This is a genomic window from Mesorhizobium sp. M9A.F.Ca.ET.002.03.1.2 (assembly GCF_003952365.1).
In the GTDB taxonomy this organism is placed as follows: domain Bacteria; phylum Pseudomonadota; class Alphaproteobacteria; order Rhizobiales; family Rhizobiaceae; genus Mesorhizobium.
On the sequence record NZ_CP034443.1, the window covers coordinates 5,757,499 to 5,776,184 of the forward strand.

The 18,686-nt window shown below is 64.3% G+C and carries 18 protein-coding genes; 6 read left to right on the forward strand and 12 right to left on the reverse strand.

The genetic code is table 11. The features are described 5' to 3' along the window. Positions 1 to 58 precede the first annotated feature (58 nt). The 3 genes from EJ066_RS31550 to EJ066_RS27965 form a co-directional block, all read right to left on the reverse strand. Positions 59 to 277: a hypothetical protein gene (locus EJ066_RS31550; protein WP_189644383.1), complete on the reverse strand. Its 219-nt coding sequence runs from the start codon at positions 275 to 277 to the stop codon at positions 59 to 61. A 259-nt stretch (positions 278 to 536) separates the two neighbouring features. Further along, complete coding sequence (ligD, locus tag EJ066_RS27955) at positions 537 to 3,038, reverse strand: DNA ligase D (protein ID WP_126043149.1); 2,502 nt, start codon at positions 3,036 to 3,038, stop codon at positions 537 to 539. Between the two features lie 299 nt (positions 3,039 to 3,337). Then, positions 3,338 to 3,562, reverse strand: coding sequence for a hypothetical protein (locus EJ066_RS27965; protein WP_029351283.1), 225 nt, complete (start codon positions 3,560 to 3,562; stop codon positions 3,338 to 3,340). 162 nt (positions 3,563 to 3,724) lie between these two features. Between EJ066_RS27965 and EJ066_RS27970 the strand changes: the two genes are divergently transcribed. Beyond that, positions 3,725 to 3,976, forward strand: coding sequence for a BrnA antitoxin family protein (locus EJ066_RS27970; RefSeq protein ID WP_245455240.1), 252 nt, complete (start codon positions 3,725 to 3,727; stop codon positions 3,974 to 3,976). Between the two features lie 203 nt (positions 3,977 to 4,179). On the opposite strand, the gene EJ066_RS27975 is transcribed toward EJ066_RS27970, so the two are convergent. The 8 genes from EJ066_RS27975 to EJ066_RS28010 all read right to left on the reverse strand — a co-directional run bounded on the left by EJ066_RS27975 (position 4,180) and on the right by EJ066_RS28010 (position 13,330). Beyond that, the gene (locus EJ066_RS27975; protein WP_126043150.1) at positions 4,180 to 5,280 is read right to left on the reverse strand and encodes a class II histone deacetylase; all 1,101 of its coding nucleotides are present in this window, start codon (positions 5,278 to 5,280) and stop codon (positions 4,180 to 4,182) included. A gap of 10 nt (positions 5,281 to 5,290) precedes the next feature. Beyond that, on the reverse strand, positions 5,291 to 6,874 hold the full coding sequence (locus EJ066_RS27980) for a GMC family oxidoreductase N-terminal domain-containing protein (RefSeq protein ID WP_126043151.1): 1,584 nt from the start codon (positions 6,872 to 6,874) through the stop codon (positions 5,291 to 5,293). A 10-nt stretch (positions 6,875 to 6,884) separates the two neighbouring features. Beyond that, complete coding sequence (locus EJ066_RS27985) at positions 6,885 to 7,952, reverse strand: branched-chain amino acid ABC transporter permease (protein WP_126043152.1); 1,068 nt, start codon at positions 7,950 to 7,952, stop codon at positions 6,885 to 6,887. Positions 7,953 to 7,958: 6 nt separating this feature from the next. After that, positions 7,959 to 8,846, reverse strand: a complete 888-nt coding sequence (locus EJ066_RS27990; RefSeq protein WP_126043153.1) for a branched-chain amino acid ABC transporter permease — start codon at positions 8,844 to 8,846, stop codon at positions 7,959 to 7,961. Between the two features lie 4 nt (positions 8,847 to 8,850). Then, positions 8,851 to 9,579 carry an ABC transporter ATP-binding protein gene (locus EJ066_RS27995; protein WP_126043154.1) on the reverse strand — a complete coding sequence of 243 codons (729 nt, stop codon included), beginning with the start codon at positions 9,577 to 9,579 and terminating at the stop codon, positions 8,851 to 8,853. After that, the gene (locus tag EJ066_RS28000; RefSeq protein ID WP_126043155.1) at positions 9,576 to 10,394 is read right to left on the reverse strand and encodes an ABC transporter ATP-binding protein; all 819 of its coding nucleotides are present in this window, start codon (positions 10,392 to 10,394) and stop codon (positions 9,576 to 9,578) included. The genes EJ066_RS27995 and EJ066_RS28000 overlap by 4 nt, the downstream gene beginning before the upstream one ends. A gap of 92 nt (positions 10,395 to 10,486) precedes the next feature. Then, the gene (locus tag EJ066_RS28005) at positions 10,487 to 11,782 is read right to left on the reverse strand and encodes an ABC transporter substrate-binding protein (RefSeq protein ID WP_126043156.1); all 1,296 of its coding nucleotides are present in this window, start codon (positions 11,780 to 11,782) and stop codon (positions 10,487 to 10,489) included. 39 nt (positions 11,783 to 11,821) lie between these two features. Then, on the reverse strand, positions 11,822 to 13,330 hold the full coding sequence (locus EJ066_RS28010) for an amidase family protein (protein ID WP_126043157.1): 1,509 nt from the start codon (positions 13,328 to 13,330) through the stop codon (positions 11,822 to 11,824). Positions 13,331 to 13,465: 135 nt separating this feature from the next. Here EJ066_RS28010 and EJ066_RS28015 point away from each other — a divergent pair, with 135 nt between their 5' ends. Beyond that, complete coding sequence (locus tag EJ066_RS28015; protein WP_126043158.1) at positions 13,466 to 14,431, forward strand: LysR family transcriptional regulator; 966 nt, start codon at positions 13,466 to 13,468, stop codon at positions 14,429 to 14,431. Positions 14,432 to 14,570: 139 nt separating this feature from the next. Next, entirely contained in the window at positions 14,571 to 15,578 is a 1,008-nt protein-coding gene (locus tag EJ066_RS28020) for an aldo/keto reductase (RefSeq protein WP_126043159.1), read from the forward strand. 7 nt (positions 15,579 to 15,585) lie between these two features. On the opposite strand, the gene EJ066_RS28025 is transcribed toward EJ066_RS28020, so the two are convergent. Further along, positions 15,586 to 17,019, reverse strand: a complete 1,434-nt coding sequence (locus tag EJ066_RS28025) for a LuxR C-terminal-related transcriptional regulator (RefSeq protein WP_126043160.1) — start codon at positions 17,017 to 17,019, stop codon at positions 15,586 to 15,588. 231 nt (positions 17,020 to 17,250) lie between these two features. On the opposite strand from EJ066_RS28025, the gene EJ066_RS28030 reads away from it, so the two are divergent. The 3 genes from EJ066_RS28030 (at position 17,251) to EJ066_RS28040 (ending at position 18,628) form a co-directional block, all read left to right on the forward strand. After that, positions 17,251 to 17,457: a hypothetical protein gene (locus EJ066_RS28030; RefSeq protein ID WP_126043161.1), complete on the forward strand. Its 207-nt coding sequence runs from the start codon at positions 17,251 to 17,253 to the stop codon at positions 17,455 to 17,457. Positions 17,458 to 17,685: 228 nt separating this feature from the next. Then, on the forward strand, positions 17,686 to 18,414 hold the full coding sequence (locus tag EJ066_RS28035) for a gamma-glutamylcyclotransferase (RefSeq protein ID WP_126043162.1): 729 nt from the start codon (positions 17,686 to 17,688) through the stop codon (positions 18,412 to 18,414). Then, a complete protein-coding gene (locus EJ066_RS28040; protein WP_126043163.1) occupies positions 18,398 to 18,628 on the forward strand; it encodes a hypothetical protein in 231 nt (76 codons plus the stop codon). Before EJ066_RS28035 ends, EJ066_RS28040 begins: the two co-directional genes overlap by 17 nt. Positions 18,629 to 18,686 lie beyond the last annotated feature (58 nt).

The following is an 18,686-nucleotide window of genomic DNA, read 5'->3' on the forward strand; positions in this document are numbered from 1 at the left end:
CGGAGGACGAACGAGGCTGCGGAAATCCTACATCCATCCTTACAATACCGGCAAATCCCTAGCGAAGTCTTCCATGTCGCCCAGGGGTCGCCAGAAGACCCGATAGCGAAGAATAGTTCAAATCTTCCGGAGCGTCGATGGATTCCAGATCGGACCGGCGCACCGGCGTCACTAGCTCTACCGGACGGATCAGGCTCTGTGCGTCGGCCAAAAGATCGGCCAAATCTTTGCCTCGACCCGCTTTGACGCTGGAGTTTCGAAGTTTGCGATCGGCCATGACCGGTCGCCGGCCCGCCGGCAGATAATCGGCCAAATGATCGGCCAATATTCCTATTAATCTGGAAAAAGTCGTTTATGATTATATAGTTACCAGTTATGAAGTTCGGCCAATCTCGTGTATTGCCGGACTGCCCGAGCGGCCGAGACGGAGAGGGGGAGCCACGCCGCACATCCGCATATGGAACAGTGGAATCTTGCCTCGGTAGCGCCTTACGAAGTCCCCTCTCCGGCCGCTTGGCGGCCACCTCTCCCCCGTTTCACGGGGGAGAGGAACCCAAGACCGGCAAATCCCTGGCGAACTCTTCCATGTCGGCCCAGGGATCGCCGGAGGTGGCCAGAAGATCCGGCAGCGAAGAATAATTCAGATCCTCCGGCGCATCGATGGATTCCAGATCGGGCCAGCTCACCGGCGTCGAGGCCGGCAAATTGGTGCGGGCGCGCAGCGAGTAAGGTGCTGCCGAGGTGTGGCCCCGCGCATTGCGGTGATAGTCGATGAAGATGCGCCGCTTGCGGTTGTCCTTGCCCATGGTGGTGGTGAAGGTGTCGGGCGCGGTGGCGGCCAATGCCGAGGAGATGGCGCTGGTCGCCTGGTGCAGCTTCTTCCAGTTCTGTTTTTGCGTCACCGGCACGGTGATGTGGATGCCCTTGCCGCCCGAGGTTTTGGCAAATGGCACCAACCCCATCGCCTCGAGTTCGGCGCGGATATGCACCGCCGCCTCGACCACCTCGCGCCAGGCAATCCCCTCACCCGGATCGAGGTCGAAGACGATCAGGTCGGGCTTGTCGAGCCGCGTGCGATGGGTGCCCCAAGTGTGGAACTCGACGACGCCGAACTGCGCCAGCGCCAGATAGCCCTTGGCATCTTCCACCGACAGATAGGATTTGGTCTCGCCCTCGGAATTGGTCGCCTGGAAGGTCGCCACCGATGGAGGCATGCCGGTAAAGGCATGGCGCTGGAAGAAACAGTCCTGCGGCTTGCCGGTAGGGCAGCGCACCAGCGACACCGGGCGGCCGAGGATGTGCGGCAGCATGAAGTCGCCGACCAGCGCGTAGTAGACGGCAATGTCGAGCTTGGTCGGCCCGGTCTTGCCAAACAGCCGCCGCGTCGGGTTGGTCACCCAGATCGTGGCGAGGTCGGCTTCCGAAATCAGCCGCTTGCGCTTGACTGATACCGGCGTCGACAGGCCGACATCCCTGAGCCCGCGGAACACCGCGTGGCGCAGCATGTTGTCGCCGGTGCGGTTGGCATAGTGGATGCGGGCCGAGAGCAGCGGCCGCACCCAGTTCATCTCGCGCATGATCTCTCGCGGAACCCCTTCGGGCGCCGACGCGCCGGCGCGCAGCGGCTCCAGCCGGGCCAGCAATTCGCCTGCTGTCTCGGCATCGAAGCCGGTGCCGACCTTGCCGCGATAATGCAATTCGCCGTCCTCGAATTCGGCGAGACCGAGTGCGGCCAGCCCCTCGGCCGCATCGGAGACGGTGTAGCCGGCGATGACGAAGTCGTCGGTTTTCAGCGCCTTGATCTTGGTCCAGGTCTTGGTGCGGCCGCTCTGATAGGTCGCCGTGGCGCGTTTGGAGACGACGCCTTCCAGCCCCATCTCGGAGGCCTGATCATAGAGTGCCTGGCCGTCGCCTTCGACATGGTCTGAGAGCTGGATGGCGGAGTTGGCGCCAAGCCCGGACAGCAGTTGCGCAAGCAGCGCCTTGCGCCGGCCGAGAGGTGCTTTTCTCAAGTCCCAGCCGTCGAGATAAAGCAGGTCGAAGGCATAAAAGTGCAGCTTGTTGCCAGCACCCTTGGCCAGCGCATCCTGCAGCAGCGCGAAGCGGCTGATGCCCTTGACGTCGAGGGCAACGACCTCGCCGTCTATGATTGCGTCCCGGCACGGCAGCCTGGCGAAGGCAAGCGGCAGATCGCCATAGCGCTTCGTCCAGTCGAGACCGGCGCGGGTGATCAGCTTGACCGCGCCGTCGGAAAGATGCGCCATAGTACGGTAGCCGTCGAACTTGATCTCATGCAGCCAGACTTCGCCGGTGCGGTCCGCGGGGTCATCACCGCCCGGCGGCTTCGGAATCTGCGTCGCCAGCTGCGGCTCGATGCGGGCAGGCGCTGGCGTCTTTACCGCGCCGGGCAGCGCGCCGGGTTTCAGCACGACAGGCTTTGCCTGTTTGGCCGCCGGCTTCGGCGACGCCACCAGCTCCTCGATGCGGCGGCCGGATTTGACGCTTTCCGGCCGCATGGCAAGGATGTCGAGCTTGGTGTCGGACGCCAGATCGCGTTCCTTGAACAGCAGCCAGTTGTTCTTGCCCTCATCCTCGCCGGGCTTGGGCTTCAGCCGTGTCAGCATCCAGCCGCCATTCAGCTTCTCGCCGGCGAGGCGGAATTTGAAGGAACCGGTGAGCAAACTCTTTTCGACATCGTCCATCGGCGCCCAGGTGCCGGTGTCCCAGACGATCATCGGCCCGCCGCCGTACTCTCCCTCGGGAATCACGCCCTCGAAGTCGATATATTCGAGCGGATGGTCCTCGGTCTCAACCGCCAGCCGCTTGTCGGCGGGGTTGAGCGACGGGCCGCGCGGCACAGCCCAGCTCTTCAGCACATCGCCGACCTGCAGCCGAAGGTCGTAATGGTCTGATGTGGCATGGTGCTTATGGACGACGAAGCGGTTGCCTTCTCCGGCAGCCAGCCCGCCGACGGGTTCCGGCGTCTTCGAGAATTCGCGCTTGGCGCGATAGACCTCGAGTTTTGGGGGGGCCGCCATGTCAAGGACCGAAGCGCGCGGCGGTCAAGAGCAACCGCCTCATTCCTTCGCGCCCCCCTCTGTCCTGCCGGACATCTCCCCCACTTGTGGGGAGATTGGCCGTCACGATGGCCTTCGCCAATCTGCGACGTTGCAACGGAAGAGCCGGCGCCAAAGCTGTCGATCTCCCCCCTCGTGGGGGAGATGTCCGGCAGGACAGAGGGGGGCGCGACAGAACGATACGCCCGTTCGAAAAGATGGATGTTGCTGCGGGCATCAGGTGACTAGCCAAAAAAAGTCGCTGCCACCAATCACCCGGCTCAATCGTCGGTGGCCGGCGTCAGCTCGAGCTCGGCCGGCGACAGGCCCTGCTGGAGCTGGCTCAGCCGGAACTCATCGACCCAGTAGGCCTCGCCGTCGACGAGGACGCGCGCTTTGTAGGCACCGGCGGAAAAGCTCTGTGCGGTGATGTAGACCTTGTGCCGATCGAGCGCCTTGCGCACCGCGGCGCGCTTGGAATTCTGGCTGGTGACGGAACTGGCCATGACTCGCTCATACACACCGCCGCAGGAAAGGCGGCTGGCATAAGGATGGCCGAGACAGACGGTCGTGTCAATTTTCTGTGGCGCAAGAGCAGCCTGGAACAATCGACGCGCCAGGGCCAATGAGTCTGCCCTGCCATCAGGCGGCTATGCAGCGTGCCGTGTCTGCCTTTTGGGTTGTCCTTGGAAAGTAGGCAAACAACCGCTGAACAGATCGCCAAGGGCAAGCCTTTTGCCGAAGCGTTTCCCGATCTGGCCGAGAGCATCAAGCGCGGCCGGGGGCAGCCTCCCGTCGCTGTCCCGTTGCAGCAGATTCCCATCCGGCTTGAACCGGCGGTGATCGAGAAGTTCAAAGCCACTGGCAAGGGCTGGCAGGCCAGAGTCAACGATGTGCTGAAGAAGGCGAAAGTGGACTGACCGGCGGATCACGCCGATGAAGGGTATGGGTGATCCACGTCGGAGCTGTTTTCAGCTTTTCAGTGGATCACCTGCCCGCCTCGTGTCCTTCCCAAGACAGGAACCACATACGCGCATTGAGGGACCTGCATGTTGATCCAGATCAAGTGGTGAATGGTGAGAATTGGACTCAGAGACGTGACGAACTCACGACTGACTATTCATCATCCAATCCCGTCCACAAGCTCCTCCGCCTGGGCAATGGCCGCCGCCTGGTGCGGCTGCAGAAGCTGGCCGGCGTAGCCTTCGAAGACCGGCAGGAACGGGTCGTCGATCACAGTCCTGATGCCGGACAATTGCTCCATCACCGCCAGGCCGCAATAGGGCACGTAGGAAGCCGAATAGCCGCCTTCATGCGACATCATCAGCCGCCCGCCGCAGAGGTCGTCCGCCGCCTGCATCAGCAGCCGCGTCATCTCGCGGTAGCTGCCGCTGTGCAGCATCATGCGTCCGAGCGGATCGGCCGCCGAGGCATCGAAGCCCGACGGTACGACGATGAGATCGGGCTTGTAGCGAGTGAGCGCCGGCAGCACGATGCGCTCGAACACGGACACGTAAGCGCCGTTGCCGCATCCGGCAGGCAGCGGCACATTGATGTTGTAGCCCTCGCCCCTGCCCTCGCCGCGTTCCTTGAGAAGCCCGCTGTCAGGCGGATAGAGCCCGTCCTGGTGGATCGAGATCGTCAGCACGGACGGGTCAGCATAGAAGGCGGACTGGGTGCCGTTGCCGTGATGGACGTCCCAGTCGACGGTAGCGACCCGCTCGAAGCCATGTTTGGCCCGGTTCTTCAGGATGGCGACCGGAACATTGCCGAACAGGCAAAAGCCCAGGCCTTGCGCGCGTTCGGCATGATGGCCGGGTGGCCGCACCAGCGCATAGCCATTGTCGACGTCGCCGCTCAGCACCGCATCCATCACCGCCGCGGTGCCGCCGGCCGCCAGGCAGGCGATCTCGTAACTGCCATGGCCAAAGGGCGTGAGATAGCTCGCATCGCCGCCGCGCTCGTCGCTGAGCGCCTTGATGCGGCTGATATAGTCGCGGTCGTGGAACAGGGCGAGATCGTCCTCGCTCACCGCAACGGAGGCGATCCTCGCCAGCTTTTCGGTGAGGCCCGAAACCTCCATGAGGTTGCGGAACCGGCGCTTGGTTGCGGCATTCTCCGCATGCTCGCCCGGCTCGATGGTCAGGCCAGGCTGAAAGAACAGCGCGGCATTGCCGGTCTCGTGCCAGAGATAGAGTTCGTGGAAGTTCCAACCCGTCGTCATGTATGGCCTCCTACCCTGCCAGGATCATCGATGCGGCGCGCTCGGCGATCATGATCGTCGGCGCGTTGGTGTTGCCCGAGACCATCTTTGGAAAGACCGAAGCGTCGGCGATGCAAAGCCCGTCCAGTCCGTGCACCTTCATCGACACGGGATCGACGACGGCCATGGCGTCGGTGCCCATCCGGCAGGTGCTGGTCGGGTGATAGAGCGTGGTGCAGTGGCCGCGAATATACCAGGCGATCTCGGCATCGCTCTCGCATTCGGCGCTAGGCGTGATCTCGCCGGTCAGCATCTCGGCAAGTGGCGACTGCGCCGCGATCCGGCGGCTGATGCGGATGCCTTCGACCAGCGTGGCGATGTCGGAGCCATCCTCGTCGCTGACGAAGTAGCGTGGGTCGATCGCCGGATATTCGATAGGATTGGCCGAGCGCAGGCGGATCTCGCCACGGCTGTCCGGCCGCTGCAGCGTGGTGTGCAGCGTGATGCCGGGCTTCGACGACAGGAACCGCACATAGTCGCGGTGCGGGCTGATGGCGCCGTAAAGCTGCAGGTCCGGTTTGACATCGGGCCGGCTCTTGACGAAGCCGCCGGCCGCCACCCAGGGCGAGGAGCGCGGGCCGCTGCGCGAGGTCTGCCATTCCACAAAATCGCGCTGCAGCGTCTCGTCGGTCCAGGCACCGACGCCGATCTTGTCCTTGGTGTAGAAGGTGATTGGAATGTTGATGTGGTCCTGCAGGCCCTTGCCGACGCCCGGCAGATCGTGGACGGGATCGACGCCAACGCTCCTGAGTTCGTCGGCCGGGCCGATGCCCGAAAGCAGCATCAGCTGGCAGCTGCCGATCGAGCCTGACGACAGCACCACCTCGCTGTCGGCGAACGCGGTCTCCGGCACACCGTTGACCAGATAGCGGATACCCTTGACCCGGCCCTTCTCGACGATCAGGCCCGTCGCCAGCACGCCGGTTTTCACGGTCAGGTTGGGGCGTTCCCGCGCCGGGCGCAGATAGGCCTTGCCGGTGCCCCAGCGTTCGCCGTTCTTGATGGTGAACTGGAAGAGGCCGACGCCTTCCTGCTCAACGCCGTTGAAATCGCGGTTGTGCTTGTAGCCGGCGGTCTTGCAGGCCTCGATCCAGGCGAGCTCGTTGGGATCGACATGCCCGACATTGCCGATATGCAGCGGCCCGTCGGCGCCGTGCAGCGGATCGTTGCCAAGCTCGGTATTGCTTTCGCTGGCCTTGAACACCGGCAGCACGTCTTCCCAGGCCCAGCCGGGGCAGCCCATGGCGGCCCAGCCGTCATAATCGGATGGCAGGCCGCGAATATAGATCATCGCGTTCAGCGCGCCGGAGCCGCCGATCATCTTGCCGCGCGGCCAGAACACCCGCCTGCCGCGGCATCCGGCCTGCGGCTCGGTGTAGTAGCCCCAATCGACGGCGGTGTTAAACATGGTCGGCCAGTCGGACGGCACGTCCGAGGCGAGCGGCGCCTCGCGCCCCGCCTCCAGCAACAGCACCTTGCGGGCGGTATCGGCGCTGAGCCGGTTCGCCAGCACGCAGCCGGCCGAGCCGGCACCCACTATGATCGTATCGAACATCGTCAGTCTCTCATTTTCCGGCCGGTACCGGGCTTTGCACAATGTTGCTGCCCGTTGGGCCGGTGCGCCTGCGCACCAGCCAGCGGACAAGATCGCCAAAGCGGCCGACCAGACCCTTCGGCATCAGCACCACCGATAGCGCGATGATCAGGCCGAGGCCGAGCGTGCGGAACTCGCCGCTCTCGCGCATCAACTCGTCGGCCAGGACCAGAACCACCGTCCCGACCAGCGGCCCCCAGAACGTGCCGACGCCGCCGACCACGACGATGGCGATGATGAACATCAGCTGCGACATCGACAGCACGCCGGGGCCGATCGCCTGGAAATGCGCGGCATAGAAACCGCCGGCCAGCCCGGTGAAGAAGGCCGAAATCCCGAACACCAGCAACTGCGCCTGGAAGCGGTTGACGCCGCGCGCCACCGCGTAGCCCGGATTGTCCTTGAGCGCCCGGAAGGCGAGGCCGATCGGGCTTTTGACGATCGCGTAGGTGAAGATCATGGTCACCGCGAACAGCACCGCGATGATCGCGTAATTGCCGACCAGCCACTGGCCGCGCAGCAAGGCCCTGGTGCCGAGGTCGCCGAAGCGGGCAAAGCCGACGGCGCCGCCGGTGAACTGGCGGCATACCGATCCGACCATGACGAAGCATTCCGTATCGGTGACGATCAGCAGATACATCGTCTGTGCGATCGCCAGCGTCAGCAGCGCCACATAGACACCGGTCAGCCGAAGGCAGGCCAGGCCGACGACGAGCGAGAACAGCACGGCGCCGAGCGCGCCGGGCACAAGCGCCGCCCACACATTCCAGCCGAAATAGAAGCAGAGCATTGCCGTCGCATAGCCGCCGAAGGCGAAGATCGCCATTTGCGCCAGCGAGAAGATGCCGGAGAAGCCGAACAAAAGGTTCCACTGCGATGCGATCGTTGCATAAAACAGCGCCAGCACGATCTGGCCGAGGATGTAACGGCTGTCGATCATGAAGGGCAGCGCGATCGCCGCCGCGATCAGGGCCAGGCTGATGGCAAGATCGATCTTTGCCGACCGGGACATGCGCGACATGGGTCTGGTGTCTGTCATGTGCCCTCACATGCGCCGGATTTCGGCGCGGCCAAATAGGCCCGACGGTCGCCAGATAAGCACGGCAATGACTACGAACAGCAGCGACGGAAAGCCCCAGCGGGCGCCCAGCGCGTACTGGACGAAGGATTCGAGCAGCGCCAGGCCAAGCGCGGCGGCGACCGCGCCCGGCAGATTGCCGAGACCGGCAACCACGCACATGATGAAGGCCTTCAGCATCGGGTCGTTGCCGAGCGGCGGCGACAATTGCGTCATCGACGAGACCATGACGCCGCAGATACCGGCGAGCGCGCCCGACAACATCAGCACCTGCAGGTAGACGCGGTTGACGGCGACGCCCATCAGCTGGGCCGCGTCACGGTTCTGTGCTGTCGCCCGGATCGCCCGGCCCATCCGCGTACGGCCGAGCGCCAGCGAGATCACCACCATCATGACGACGACCACGGCGATGATCAAAAGGTTCTGCCAGGGCAACGTCAGCGGCCCGAGACGGAAGGTGCCGGCGATCGAGACCGGCTGCTTCAACGGCTGTCCGCCATAGGTCAAGAGGATGGCGTTCTCAAGCGCGATGCCGATACCGACCGTGGCGATCATGACGTTGGATTCGAATGTCGACTTGTCGTTCTTCAACAGGTTGCGAACGATCGCGAAATAAAGGATCGCGCCGGCCGCGGCGCCCACAAGAATAGCGCCGGCAAAGCCGATCGCGATCGGCAGGCCGAGAGAGGTGATCACCGTGAAGGCGACGTAGCCGCCAAGCGTCAGCATGGCCGCATGGGCCATGTTAAGCATGCCCATCGAACCCCAGACCAGCGACAGCCCGACCGTCGCCAGGGCATAGAGCGCGCCGGAGGTGAAACCGGCGACGAGAATGGCCATGAGAACGTCGGTCATGGCGTCAGCCTCCAAGATAGGTTGCGAGGAGCTCGTCGCGCGCCATCAGTTCGGCGGGCTTGCCCGACCAGACGATTGCGCCGTCGTCGAGCAGATGCAGGCGGTCGGCGAGATCCTCGACCCGCGCCGGGTTCTCCTCCACAAGGAGGATCGTGCGGCCGGCCTTGCTCAGTTCGGCAATGACGCCGTAGACCTGGTCGATGATCAGCGGCGCCAGGCCGAGCGACGGCTCGTCGATCAAAAGGATGCGCCCGCCCATCATCAGGCCGCGGCCGATGCCGGCCATGCGCCGTTCGCCGCCTGACAGGCTCGAGGCGATCTGGTTGCGGCGGTCGGCGAGCTTCGGCAAGAGCGTATAGACCTCGTCCAGCCGGCGCTTGATCTCGGCCTTGTCCGGCGCCAGATAGGCGCCCATCAGCAGGTTTTCGAGCACGCTCATCTGCGCAAACAGCATGTCGCCCTGCGGCACGTGGGCGACGCCGAGCATCGCCGTCTCATGCGGCTTGCCGGACAGGCGTTGGCCGTCGATGCTGATCTGTCCGCCGCGCAGCGGCACCAGGCCGGAGATCGTCTTGAGCAACGTCGATTTGCCATGGCCGTTGGGGCCGACGACGGTGACGAACTCACCGGCATTGACGGTGAGCGAAATACCCTTGAGCACCTCGAGGCCGTCATAGCCGGAGACGGTGGCATCGAGCTGCAGGACGGGCGGTTTGGCGGCTGTGCTCGTCATTGCACCCCCTCCACCGGATTCGTGGCGGCCTGCTCGTCGAAGAATTTCTTCAGCCGTTTCTGCGTGCCCTGGCCGAGATAGGTCTCGACGACTGTCTGGTCCTCGGCGACCTTGTCCGGCTTGCCCTCGAAGATCACCTTGCCATGGTGCATGATGATGACGCGGCTGGAGAGCGCTAGGAGAAAGCGCATAACATGCTCGATCAGGACGATGGTCAGTCCCTGATCGCGCAGTTTCAGCACCATTGCCATGATCTGGTAGATCTCGGCCACGTTGAGCCCACCGACCGGCTCGTCGAGGAACAGCATTTTTGGCCTGGTGGCGATGGCGCCGGCGATCATCAGGAGCTTGCGGTCGAGCACCGGCAGCCGCGCCACGGTCTCCTCAGCCTTGGCCGCAAGCCCGACGAAGTCCAGCGCCTCCATCGTCGCTTGCCGGACTTCCTCGCCGAGGCGAAAGCCGGCCAGCCTTCGCCGCTGGCGGCCGAAATAGGCGGCGATCTCGATATTCTCGCGAACCGTCAGGCTGTCGAAGGCGGCATTGAGCTGGAAGGTCCGGGCCATGCCGAGCTGACAGATGCGATCCGCCCCAAAGGCAGAAATGTCGGTGTCGCCGAAATGCACGCGACCGCCGCTGGCCGGGGTGATCCCGGTCACCACGTCGAAAAAGGTCGTCTTGCCGGCGCCGTTCGGTCCGCCAATGCCGACGATCTCGCCCTGATTGACCACCATCGACACGCCGTCGACGGCGGCCAGGGAGCCGAACCGTTTGACGACGCTGTCACAGACCAGCATTGGGCCCGCGGCCTCAGTCATCTTTTTCGCCTGGCATCTCTTCTCTCGCCTGGTGGAAACCGGTCGGAAGCACGGCCCGGCCGGTTTGCATCTCTGAGTTCACGCCCCACGGTTCATTTGATCCATGGTGGCAGGACGAAGCTGTCCGTCGCATAGAGCACCGGCGCGATCAGCTTCGGATCGGTCTTGTAATCCTGATGCTGCAGGAACTGGTGCGGCATGCCGAGCGACGGGTCCGCCACCTGCGTCGGGTAGCAGAAGGCCGACTGGCCTGCCGGATCGGCCCGGTAGGTGCCGTTGACCCCGCGGTAGACCAGGCGTTTCAAGGCATTGGCCACTTTGCTGGTCTGCTCCTTGTTGAACGGCTCGCCCGGACCGCCGGCAATTGCCGCTGCAAGCGCCCACATCCACAGGCCGTCATAGGTCTGCGAACCGGTGATGTAGGCGGAGTTCGGGCCGAATTTCGCCCGGTAGCTCTCGCGGAACGACTTGGAGAAATCGTCCGGCAGGCAGCCGATCACGGTCGAGTAGACGACGCCGTTGACCGCCTCGCCGCCGATCTCGCGGAAGGCCGGCAGCGATGGCCCGTATTGCATGTAGATCAGGCTGTTGATCGGCTCGGAGAGGAACTGGACCATGAACTGCGCCAGGTCCTGCGGCAGGAAATGCGTGACCAGGATCGCCGCCGGCGGGTCCTGGCGGAGTTTCGCCAGCGTCGGTCCCCACTGGTTGGTCGGGAACGGAACCGTCTCGAACAGGCTGACCTCGAAGCCGTATTCGGCCGCCTTATCGCGGATCGCGTTGGCGATGACGATCGAATACTCGTTGGCCGACGGAATGATGGCGATCTTGTTGTTCGGCGCCTTCCATTTGCCGTCCGCGGCTAGCGTCTTGAGGAAGTTCAGGCAGCCGGGGCCATACCAGAATTCCGGCGGGTCGCCCTGGAACGAGCTGTAGTAGCGCTCCGGGTCGGTCTTGAACTTCTCACTGTGCGAGATCAGCGTGTTGTAGTGCATCATGATGACGTCGTTGTCGGCGGCGACGTCCATTTCGATCATGTTGGTGCCGAGATTGTAGCCGTTGATGATGACCGGCGCCTCGAAACGGTCGATCAGGCGCTGCATCGACTGGCTGACCAGGTCTGCGCCCATTTCCTTGGTGTCTTCGATGTGGATCTCGACAGGCCGTCCGAGAATGCCGCCCGCCGCATTGATCTCCTCGGCGGCGAGGTCGAGGCCGTTCTTGAACTCGATGCCGTCGGCGGCCGCGATGCCGGACATCGGCAGGGCCGAGCCGACCGGAATCGGCGTGACGTCCTGGGCCATCGCCGCGTTGTTCATGCCGGCAAGAAGAGCGGCACCGGCGCCCGCGCCGACCACGCCTTGCAGCATTGCACGTCTGTTGATCATGGCAAATTCCCCTTTTTGTCGTCGGTTAGAGTCTTTTCTTCATGCGAAATCTCTCACGCGAAACGCTTGCGTCATGGGCAGAAAGGCAGCCTCGAGGTCGGCGGCCGCCGAAAGCACGCGGGCGTCGTCACCGCGCGCGCCTATGATCTGGAAACCGACCGGCAGCCCGCCCTCCGTCTTGCCGCCTCCCGTCTTGCCGCCCCCCGTCTTGCCGCCCCCCGTCTTGCCGCCCCCCGTCTTGCCGCCCCCCGTCTTGCCGCAAGGAATGACGCAGGCCGGTTGCTGGCTGAGATTGATCGGGTAGCTAAACCCCGCCCATTCGGTCCAGCGCGACAGGCCGCTGCCCGAGGGTACTTCGAGCCCGACGTCGAAGGCGGGAATCGACGCTCCCGGCGAAACGATGAAATCATAGGTGTCGAGCAGGCGGTCCATGGCGGCGCCGAACTCGCCGCGCCGGATCTGCGCGGCGACCAGCGTCGCAGCGTCGAATGCCGCCCCGGCCCGGGCGATCTCCAGGAAACCCGGATCGATGCCTGCCCGTTCGTTCTCCGGGATCAGCGCCAGCCGCGCGGCGGCGCCGGTGAACCAGTGGGCCTGGAAAAGTTCGAGAAGATCGTCACCCGGAAGATCAATCGGCTCGACCGTCGCGCCAAACACGCCAAAATGCGTCAGCGCCTGGAAAATCGTCGTGGCGACCTCGCCATCCAGCACGCCGGACGGCGGCTTCGACCAGTAGCCGATCCTGGCCCCTTCCAGCGTCTCCTCAATCCGGCCAAGCGGCGCCAGAATTCCCGCGCCCTGCTGCCAGTCGGCGAGATCGCGGCCGGACATGGCGCGCGCCATGATCGAAAGATCAAGTGCTGACCGCGCCATCGGCCCGATATGGGCGACGGTTCCGAACGCGCTCGACGGATAGGCCGGCACGCGGCCGAAAGTCGGCTTCAGTCCGGCTATGCCGGTGAAGGAGGCCGGGATGCGGATCGACCCGCCGCCATCGGTGCCGAGGTGGAAGACGCCGGCTCCGGTGGCGGCCGCCACCGCCGCCCCGCCGGAAGAACCGCCGGGCGTCTTTTCAACGTCCCAGGGATTGCGCGTGATGCCGCAGAGCCCGCTGTCGGTGATCGCCTTCCAGCCGAATTCGGGCGTCGTCGTCTGGCCGATGAAGACGGCGCCCGCTCGGCGCAGCAGGGCAACGGCGGGCGCATCCTTCTCACAAGGCGCGGCCGATGTGGTCCTGCTGCCATAGCGCACGCTCCAGCCTTCGACCCAGACGATATCCTTCAGCGTCGTCGGTATCCCGTCGGCCGCCGAGAGTGGCTCGCCTGCCCGCCAGCGTTTCTCGGAGGCGCCGGCGGCTTCGATCGCAGCCTTGCGGTCGATCATGGTGAAGGCGTTGAAAAGCGGATTGATCGCTTCGGCGCGGGCGAGCGCCGCCATCGTCACCTCGACGGGTGACAGCGATCCGGTTCGGTAGGCCGCATTGAGTTCCCCGGCGCTCAGGCGACACAGATCATCAGCGTCGGCAATGGGAGATATCCCATTCGGCATGCAGTTCGTACCCCTCGTTCCACGGCCGCTCTTCCGGCAGCCTTGTCGGCAAGAGCAGTCTGGCGGGTTTCTGCATTTCCACAAAATGTATTATTGAGAGTAATATGCGCTATAAAATGCAACAATGAGATTGCCATGAACCTGACCATCCGGCAGTTGCGCTATGTCTGCGAGGTTGCCCGCCTCGGCAGCGTGCTGGCGGCTTCCAAATCGCTCTACATCTCGCAGTCCTCCATCCTGGCGGCGATCACGCTTGCCGAAGCCGAAATGGGGGCTCGCCTCTTCGACAGGCGGCCGGCGCGCGGCGTCTCCATCACGCCGGCCGGTCAACGCTTCGTCGCCGCCGCCCGCGTCATGCTGGCGGCGGAAACGGAGTTCAACCGGTCCATCGGCGACCTCAGCGGCCGCGTGCCGAAAGTCCTGCGCATCGGCTGTTTCGAGCCGTTCGGGGCGCTGTTCATGCCGGAAATGCTGCGCAGCTATCTGGACAGCGTCGGCGATGTCGAGATCGACCTGGTCGAGGCCGACCAGGTCCAGTTGCAGGAGCGGCTTGTCGCCGGCCAGATCGACCTGGCCATTCTCTACGACATCGGCCCGATCGGCATCGACAGCGTTACCCGCATCTGCAAGGTGCCGGCGCACGCCGTGCTCAATGCGGACGATCCCCTCGCCGCGCGCGACGGCATCTGGCTGGCGGAATTGGCGGCGCGACCGCTGGTGCTGCTCGATCTGCCGCACACAGCGACCTATCTTCTGACCCTGTTCGACGTGCTGGCGAAACGGCCGGAGGTGCGCTTTCGCACGCGCTCCTACGAGACGGTCCGCTCGGCCGTCGCCTCGGGCTTCGGCATGGCCATCCTCAACATGCGGCCGATCGGCCGCGCCACCGCCGATGGCGACGGGATCGTTCGAAAACCGATCTTCGACGAATTGCCGCCGCCGACGCTGATCGTCGCCGACATGTACGGTTCGGCAAAGCCGCTGTTCGTGCGTGTCTTCATCGACATATTCCACCGCTTCTTCAACACGGTCGGCCCGTCGGGCTTTTCGGTGACGACCCCGGAGCGCGAGCCTTTGCTGCTGGTTGCCAGCGAAGGCTGACGGCGATCCTTTTCACGCTCACGCGATTGTGCGACCAATCCTCGGCCGAGCGGCTGTGGGAACCGGGCGAGCGCTCTATATGGTCATCTGGCAATAGTCTTGACGCACGCGAACCCTATCCCATCCGGAGACCTCATCCATGACCTTGAGCACACGCAAGCTGGGCAGCCAGGGGCTGCAGGTGTCTGTGATCGGCCTCGGCTGCATGGGCATGAGCCAGTCCTACGGCCCGGCCGACGAGGCGGAATCGATTGCCACCTTGCACCGCGCCATCGAACTCGGCTGCACTTTCCTCGATACGGCGGAAGTCTATGGCCCGCACACCAACGAGGAATTGCTCGGGCGCGCGCTGAAGGGCCGGCGCGACGAGGTGACGATCGCCACCAAATTCGGCTTCCGTATCGAAAACGGCAAGCAAATCGGCACCGACCGCGACAGCCGGCCGGAGCATATCCGAGAGGCGGTGGACGGCTCTCTCAGTCGGCTCGCCACCGACCACATCGACCTGCTCTATCAGCACCGCGTCGACCCGGCGGTGCCGATCGAGGATGTGGCCGGTGCCGTCGGCGAGCTGATCGCTCAGGGCAAGGTGCGCTTCTTCGGCCTGTCGGAGGCGGGTGCCGCCAACATCCGCCGGGCGCATACCGTGCATCCGGTGTCGGCGGTGCAGAGCGAATATTCGCTGTGGGAGCGCAATCTGGAGCCAGAGATCATCCCGCTGCTCGGTGAACTCGGCATCGGCCTGGTGCCGTTCGCGCCGCTCGGCCGCGGCTTCCTCACCGGCGACGTCAAGCGCGCCGAGGATTATCCGGAGGGCGACTTCCGCCGTGGCGACCCGCGCTACCAGGGCGCCAACTACGACGCTAATGTGCAGGCGGCCGGAATTGTCCGCGACATCGCCATGGCCAAGGCCGTCAAGCCGGGCCAGATCGCGCTGGCCTGGCTGCTACACAAGGGCAGCGACTTCGGACTGGACATCGTGCCGATCCCCGGCACCAAGCGCAGAAAATACCTCGAGGAGAACGTCACCGCCGCGGCGGTCAAGCTCGACGCCGCCGCAATGCAGGCGCTCGACGCAGCACTGGCGCCCGGCAAGGTCGCGGGTGAGCGCTACAACGAACGCGTCATGGGGACGATCGACCGGTAGGCGGCGCCTACGGCAGCTTCGCCAGTTCGGCTCCGTGCCGGATGGCAAGCAACGCGTCCCGGTTCGTCACGGGATAGCCTGCGATGAAGCGTTCGACCGAAAACCCCGGAAATTCGGCTCTCAAGCGGGCCGTAGCGCGCGCCGCCTCGCCGGCCGCGCCCATGGCCGCATACGAGAGTGCCAGGAACATCAGCACGTCCGGCGACTCCGGCGAACTCCTGCGGAGCGCCGCAACCGCTTGCTCGTATCTGCCGGCGACGAACAGGATGCGACCTTGCATGCCGAAATACCAGGGCGGGGCTAGCGGATTGAGGCGCATGGCGCGCTCGATGAGCGGGACCGCCTCGGCCGGATCGCCGACCACAAGGGCCTTGCTGCCAGCCAGCAGCGCCAGTATGCCGGCGTGGTGGGATCCGTATTCAAAGGCGCGCCGGTGTGCGCGCTCCGCTCCTTCGAGATCGCCAAGGCACGCCCTGAGATCGCCGAGGCATGCGTGGGCGCAGCTGTCCGTCGGGTCGAGGCGTAAGGCGTTTTCGACCGCCGCCCGCCAGTTCCCGATCGATGTCAGCAGGTCGTCGCCAAAGCCGTTGCAGGCCTTGATCGAATAGGCATAGGAGAGCTCGGCCCAGGCGTTGGCGAAGGTAGGGTCAAGCTCCAGCGCGCGTGAAAACAGACGGATCGCCTCGGCATTGCCGGCGTGGCTGAACGTGGTGTGCTGTTCGAGGGCGAGCAAGTAGTAGTCGTAGGCCCGCAAGCTGGCCGGCGGCTTGCGGCGAACCGCATTGCGGCCAACCGTGGCCAGCGTTCCGTAACTGCCTGCAAACACGTTGATGATGCTTTCGGTCAGGCTGTCCTGCAGCGTAAAGATATCCTCGACCGGGCGGTCGTAGCGCTCCCTCCACAGGCTGACGCCATTGCCCGCGTCGGCAAGCTCGATCGTCAGGCGAATCCTCTGGTCGTCTGCGCGCAACTGGCCCGATACGATATAGGCGACGCCAAGCGCCTTGGCGTCCGCCGCAAAGTCGGCCGGCTTGCTGCCCAGCGATTTCATCGTGTGGAAGGCGATGACAGGCAGACCCGCGTATCGTGCCAGGTCGATGGTGATGTCCGACGACAGGCCGTCTGCAAAGCGGCGCCAGCGCTCTTCGGAATTCAGGCATTCGATCGGGAACATAGCGAGCACCGGCGGGGCGCCGGACAAGGCCGGAGCCGGCTGTAGGCCCGAAGCGCCGGCAAAATACGCCGCGAGCTCGATCTTGGTACGCACCCCGAGTTTTTCGTAGATGGTCGCAAGATGCGTGCGAACAGTGGTCGGCGCAATAAAAAGTGCCTCGCCGATCTCGCGATAGGTCATGCCGGCTGCGAATTTTTCCGCAACCGCGCGCTCGCGGCCCGACAAGGCCTCGAGCGTCTGCGCTTTCGAAGCGTCATTGAGCATCATGGTGGAACCCGTCCCAGGACAGAATACTACAAATGCAGGACGCCGAATACTGCATCTGCCCGATCCCGCCGCAGGCGCAAAGGCTGCAGGATCGCTTCTGGCAAACAAACTCAATCGGGGGAGGTTTTCATGCGTTCTGTGTCCATAATGCTGGCATGTACGATCGTGAGTTTTTCCGCCACCCAGTCGCCGTCGTTCGCAAGAGGATGCAGGCAGGTGCTGGAATCGGATGTGAAAATCACGAGCATGCGCGTCTATGCCGACATCCTGGCCAATGCCGCCCGCAACGGCTGGAACTACACGCCTGAATCGATCGTCAGCGGCTCAAAGCGGCATTTCGAGGAGATGAAGCTCCAGCTGAACGACGCCGGCTATGAGATCGTCCCCGTCGGCGCCCGTCTTTATTGCAGACGGCTGGACAAGCTGGCACTCCGCTAGCTACCAGCGATCCGCCCCTCGCAGCGCAAGCTTTTTCGAGACATCGATCTGTCGAAGCTGCAGGCGAACGCGCCATGGTGATGATTGACCGGTAGGCGACATCTACGGCAACGTCGCTAGTTTGGACCGCGGCGGCTCCATTCGATTTCAGCACAATATCAGCATCCGTTCAGGACGCGGAGGCCATGCCGCGGCAATGCTCTCGGGAGACAAACCCGATGAGCGGCCATGACAATCGCCCTGACAGAAGACCTCCTCGCCAGGATCGATCGCAAGATCGAAGACGCCGGCCCGGCGCCCGGACTGCGCAATCTGGAGGATCGCGACTATGCCGACATTCGCAAGCAGCTGCTTGCGGGACGCCCGCGTGACGTTTGGGTGTTCGCCTATGGCTCGCTGCTGTGGAACCCATGCTTCGAATTCGTCGAGGAGCGACCGGCGACCGTTCATGGCTGGCATCGGCGATTTTCGCTGTGGCTGACCCGCTGGCGCGGCACGCGCGAGCGGCCCGGGCTGATGCTTGCGCTCGACCGTGGCGGCAGCTGCCGCGGTGTCGTCTACCGTCTCCCCGACCTCGATATCGACGCGGCAATCGACCGGCTGCTGCGCCGGGAAATGAGCGCCAATCCGCCGACCAACATTCCGCGCTGGGTCTCGGTTCGAGGTGCGGCTGGGAATTTGCGGGCCATCGCCTTCGTCGCCGACCGGAGTGGCCCTGCCTATGCGGCAGGCCTGCCCGAGCAGACCACGGTGGAGATCCTGTCGCTCGCCGCCGGTCACATCGGAAGCTGCGCCGACTATCTCCGCCGCACCGTCGTTCAGCTCGAAGCCCGCAACATCCGCGACGCGACGCTATGGCGGCTGCAGGGCAAGGTCGCCGCCTACCTCGGATCATTGCAATCCGGCACGCCCTTGCCGGCACCAACCCTGGAGATCGAACATGCATGCGAAGGTTGAAGGACCTTTCTTCCCGTCGGTCCTGGCACGGGAAGCAGTGCACCGCATCCTGTCGACGGGCAACGTTGAATTCTGTGGCGGCGAAACGGCTCAGATGCTGCACTATCTCGACCTGCTGACAACGAGTGAGACGGCCATGACCCCTGCCGAAACGATTCCTGCCGAAACGCGGCCGCGCCTGTGGCAGCGCCTTTGCGGCATCTTTCGGGCTTGACCTTTACCGGCTTCTGCGGCTCCGATGATCGCTGCGCAATCAGGCGCAGCGATGGTGC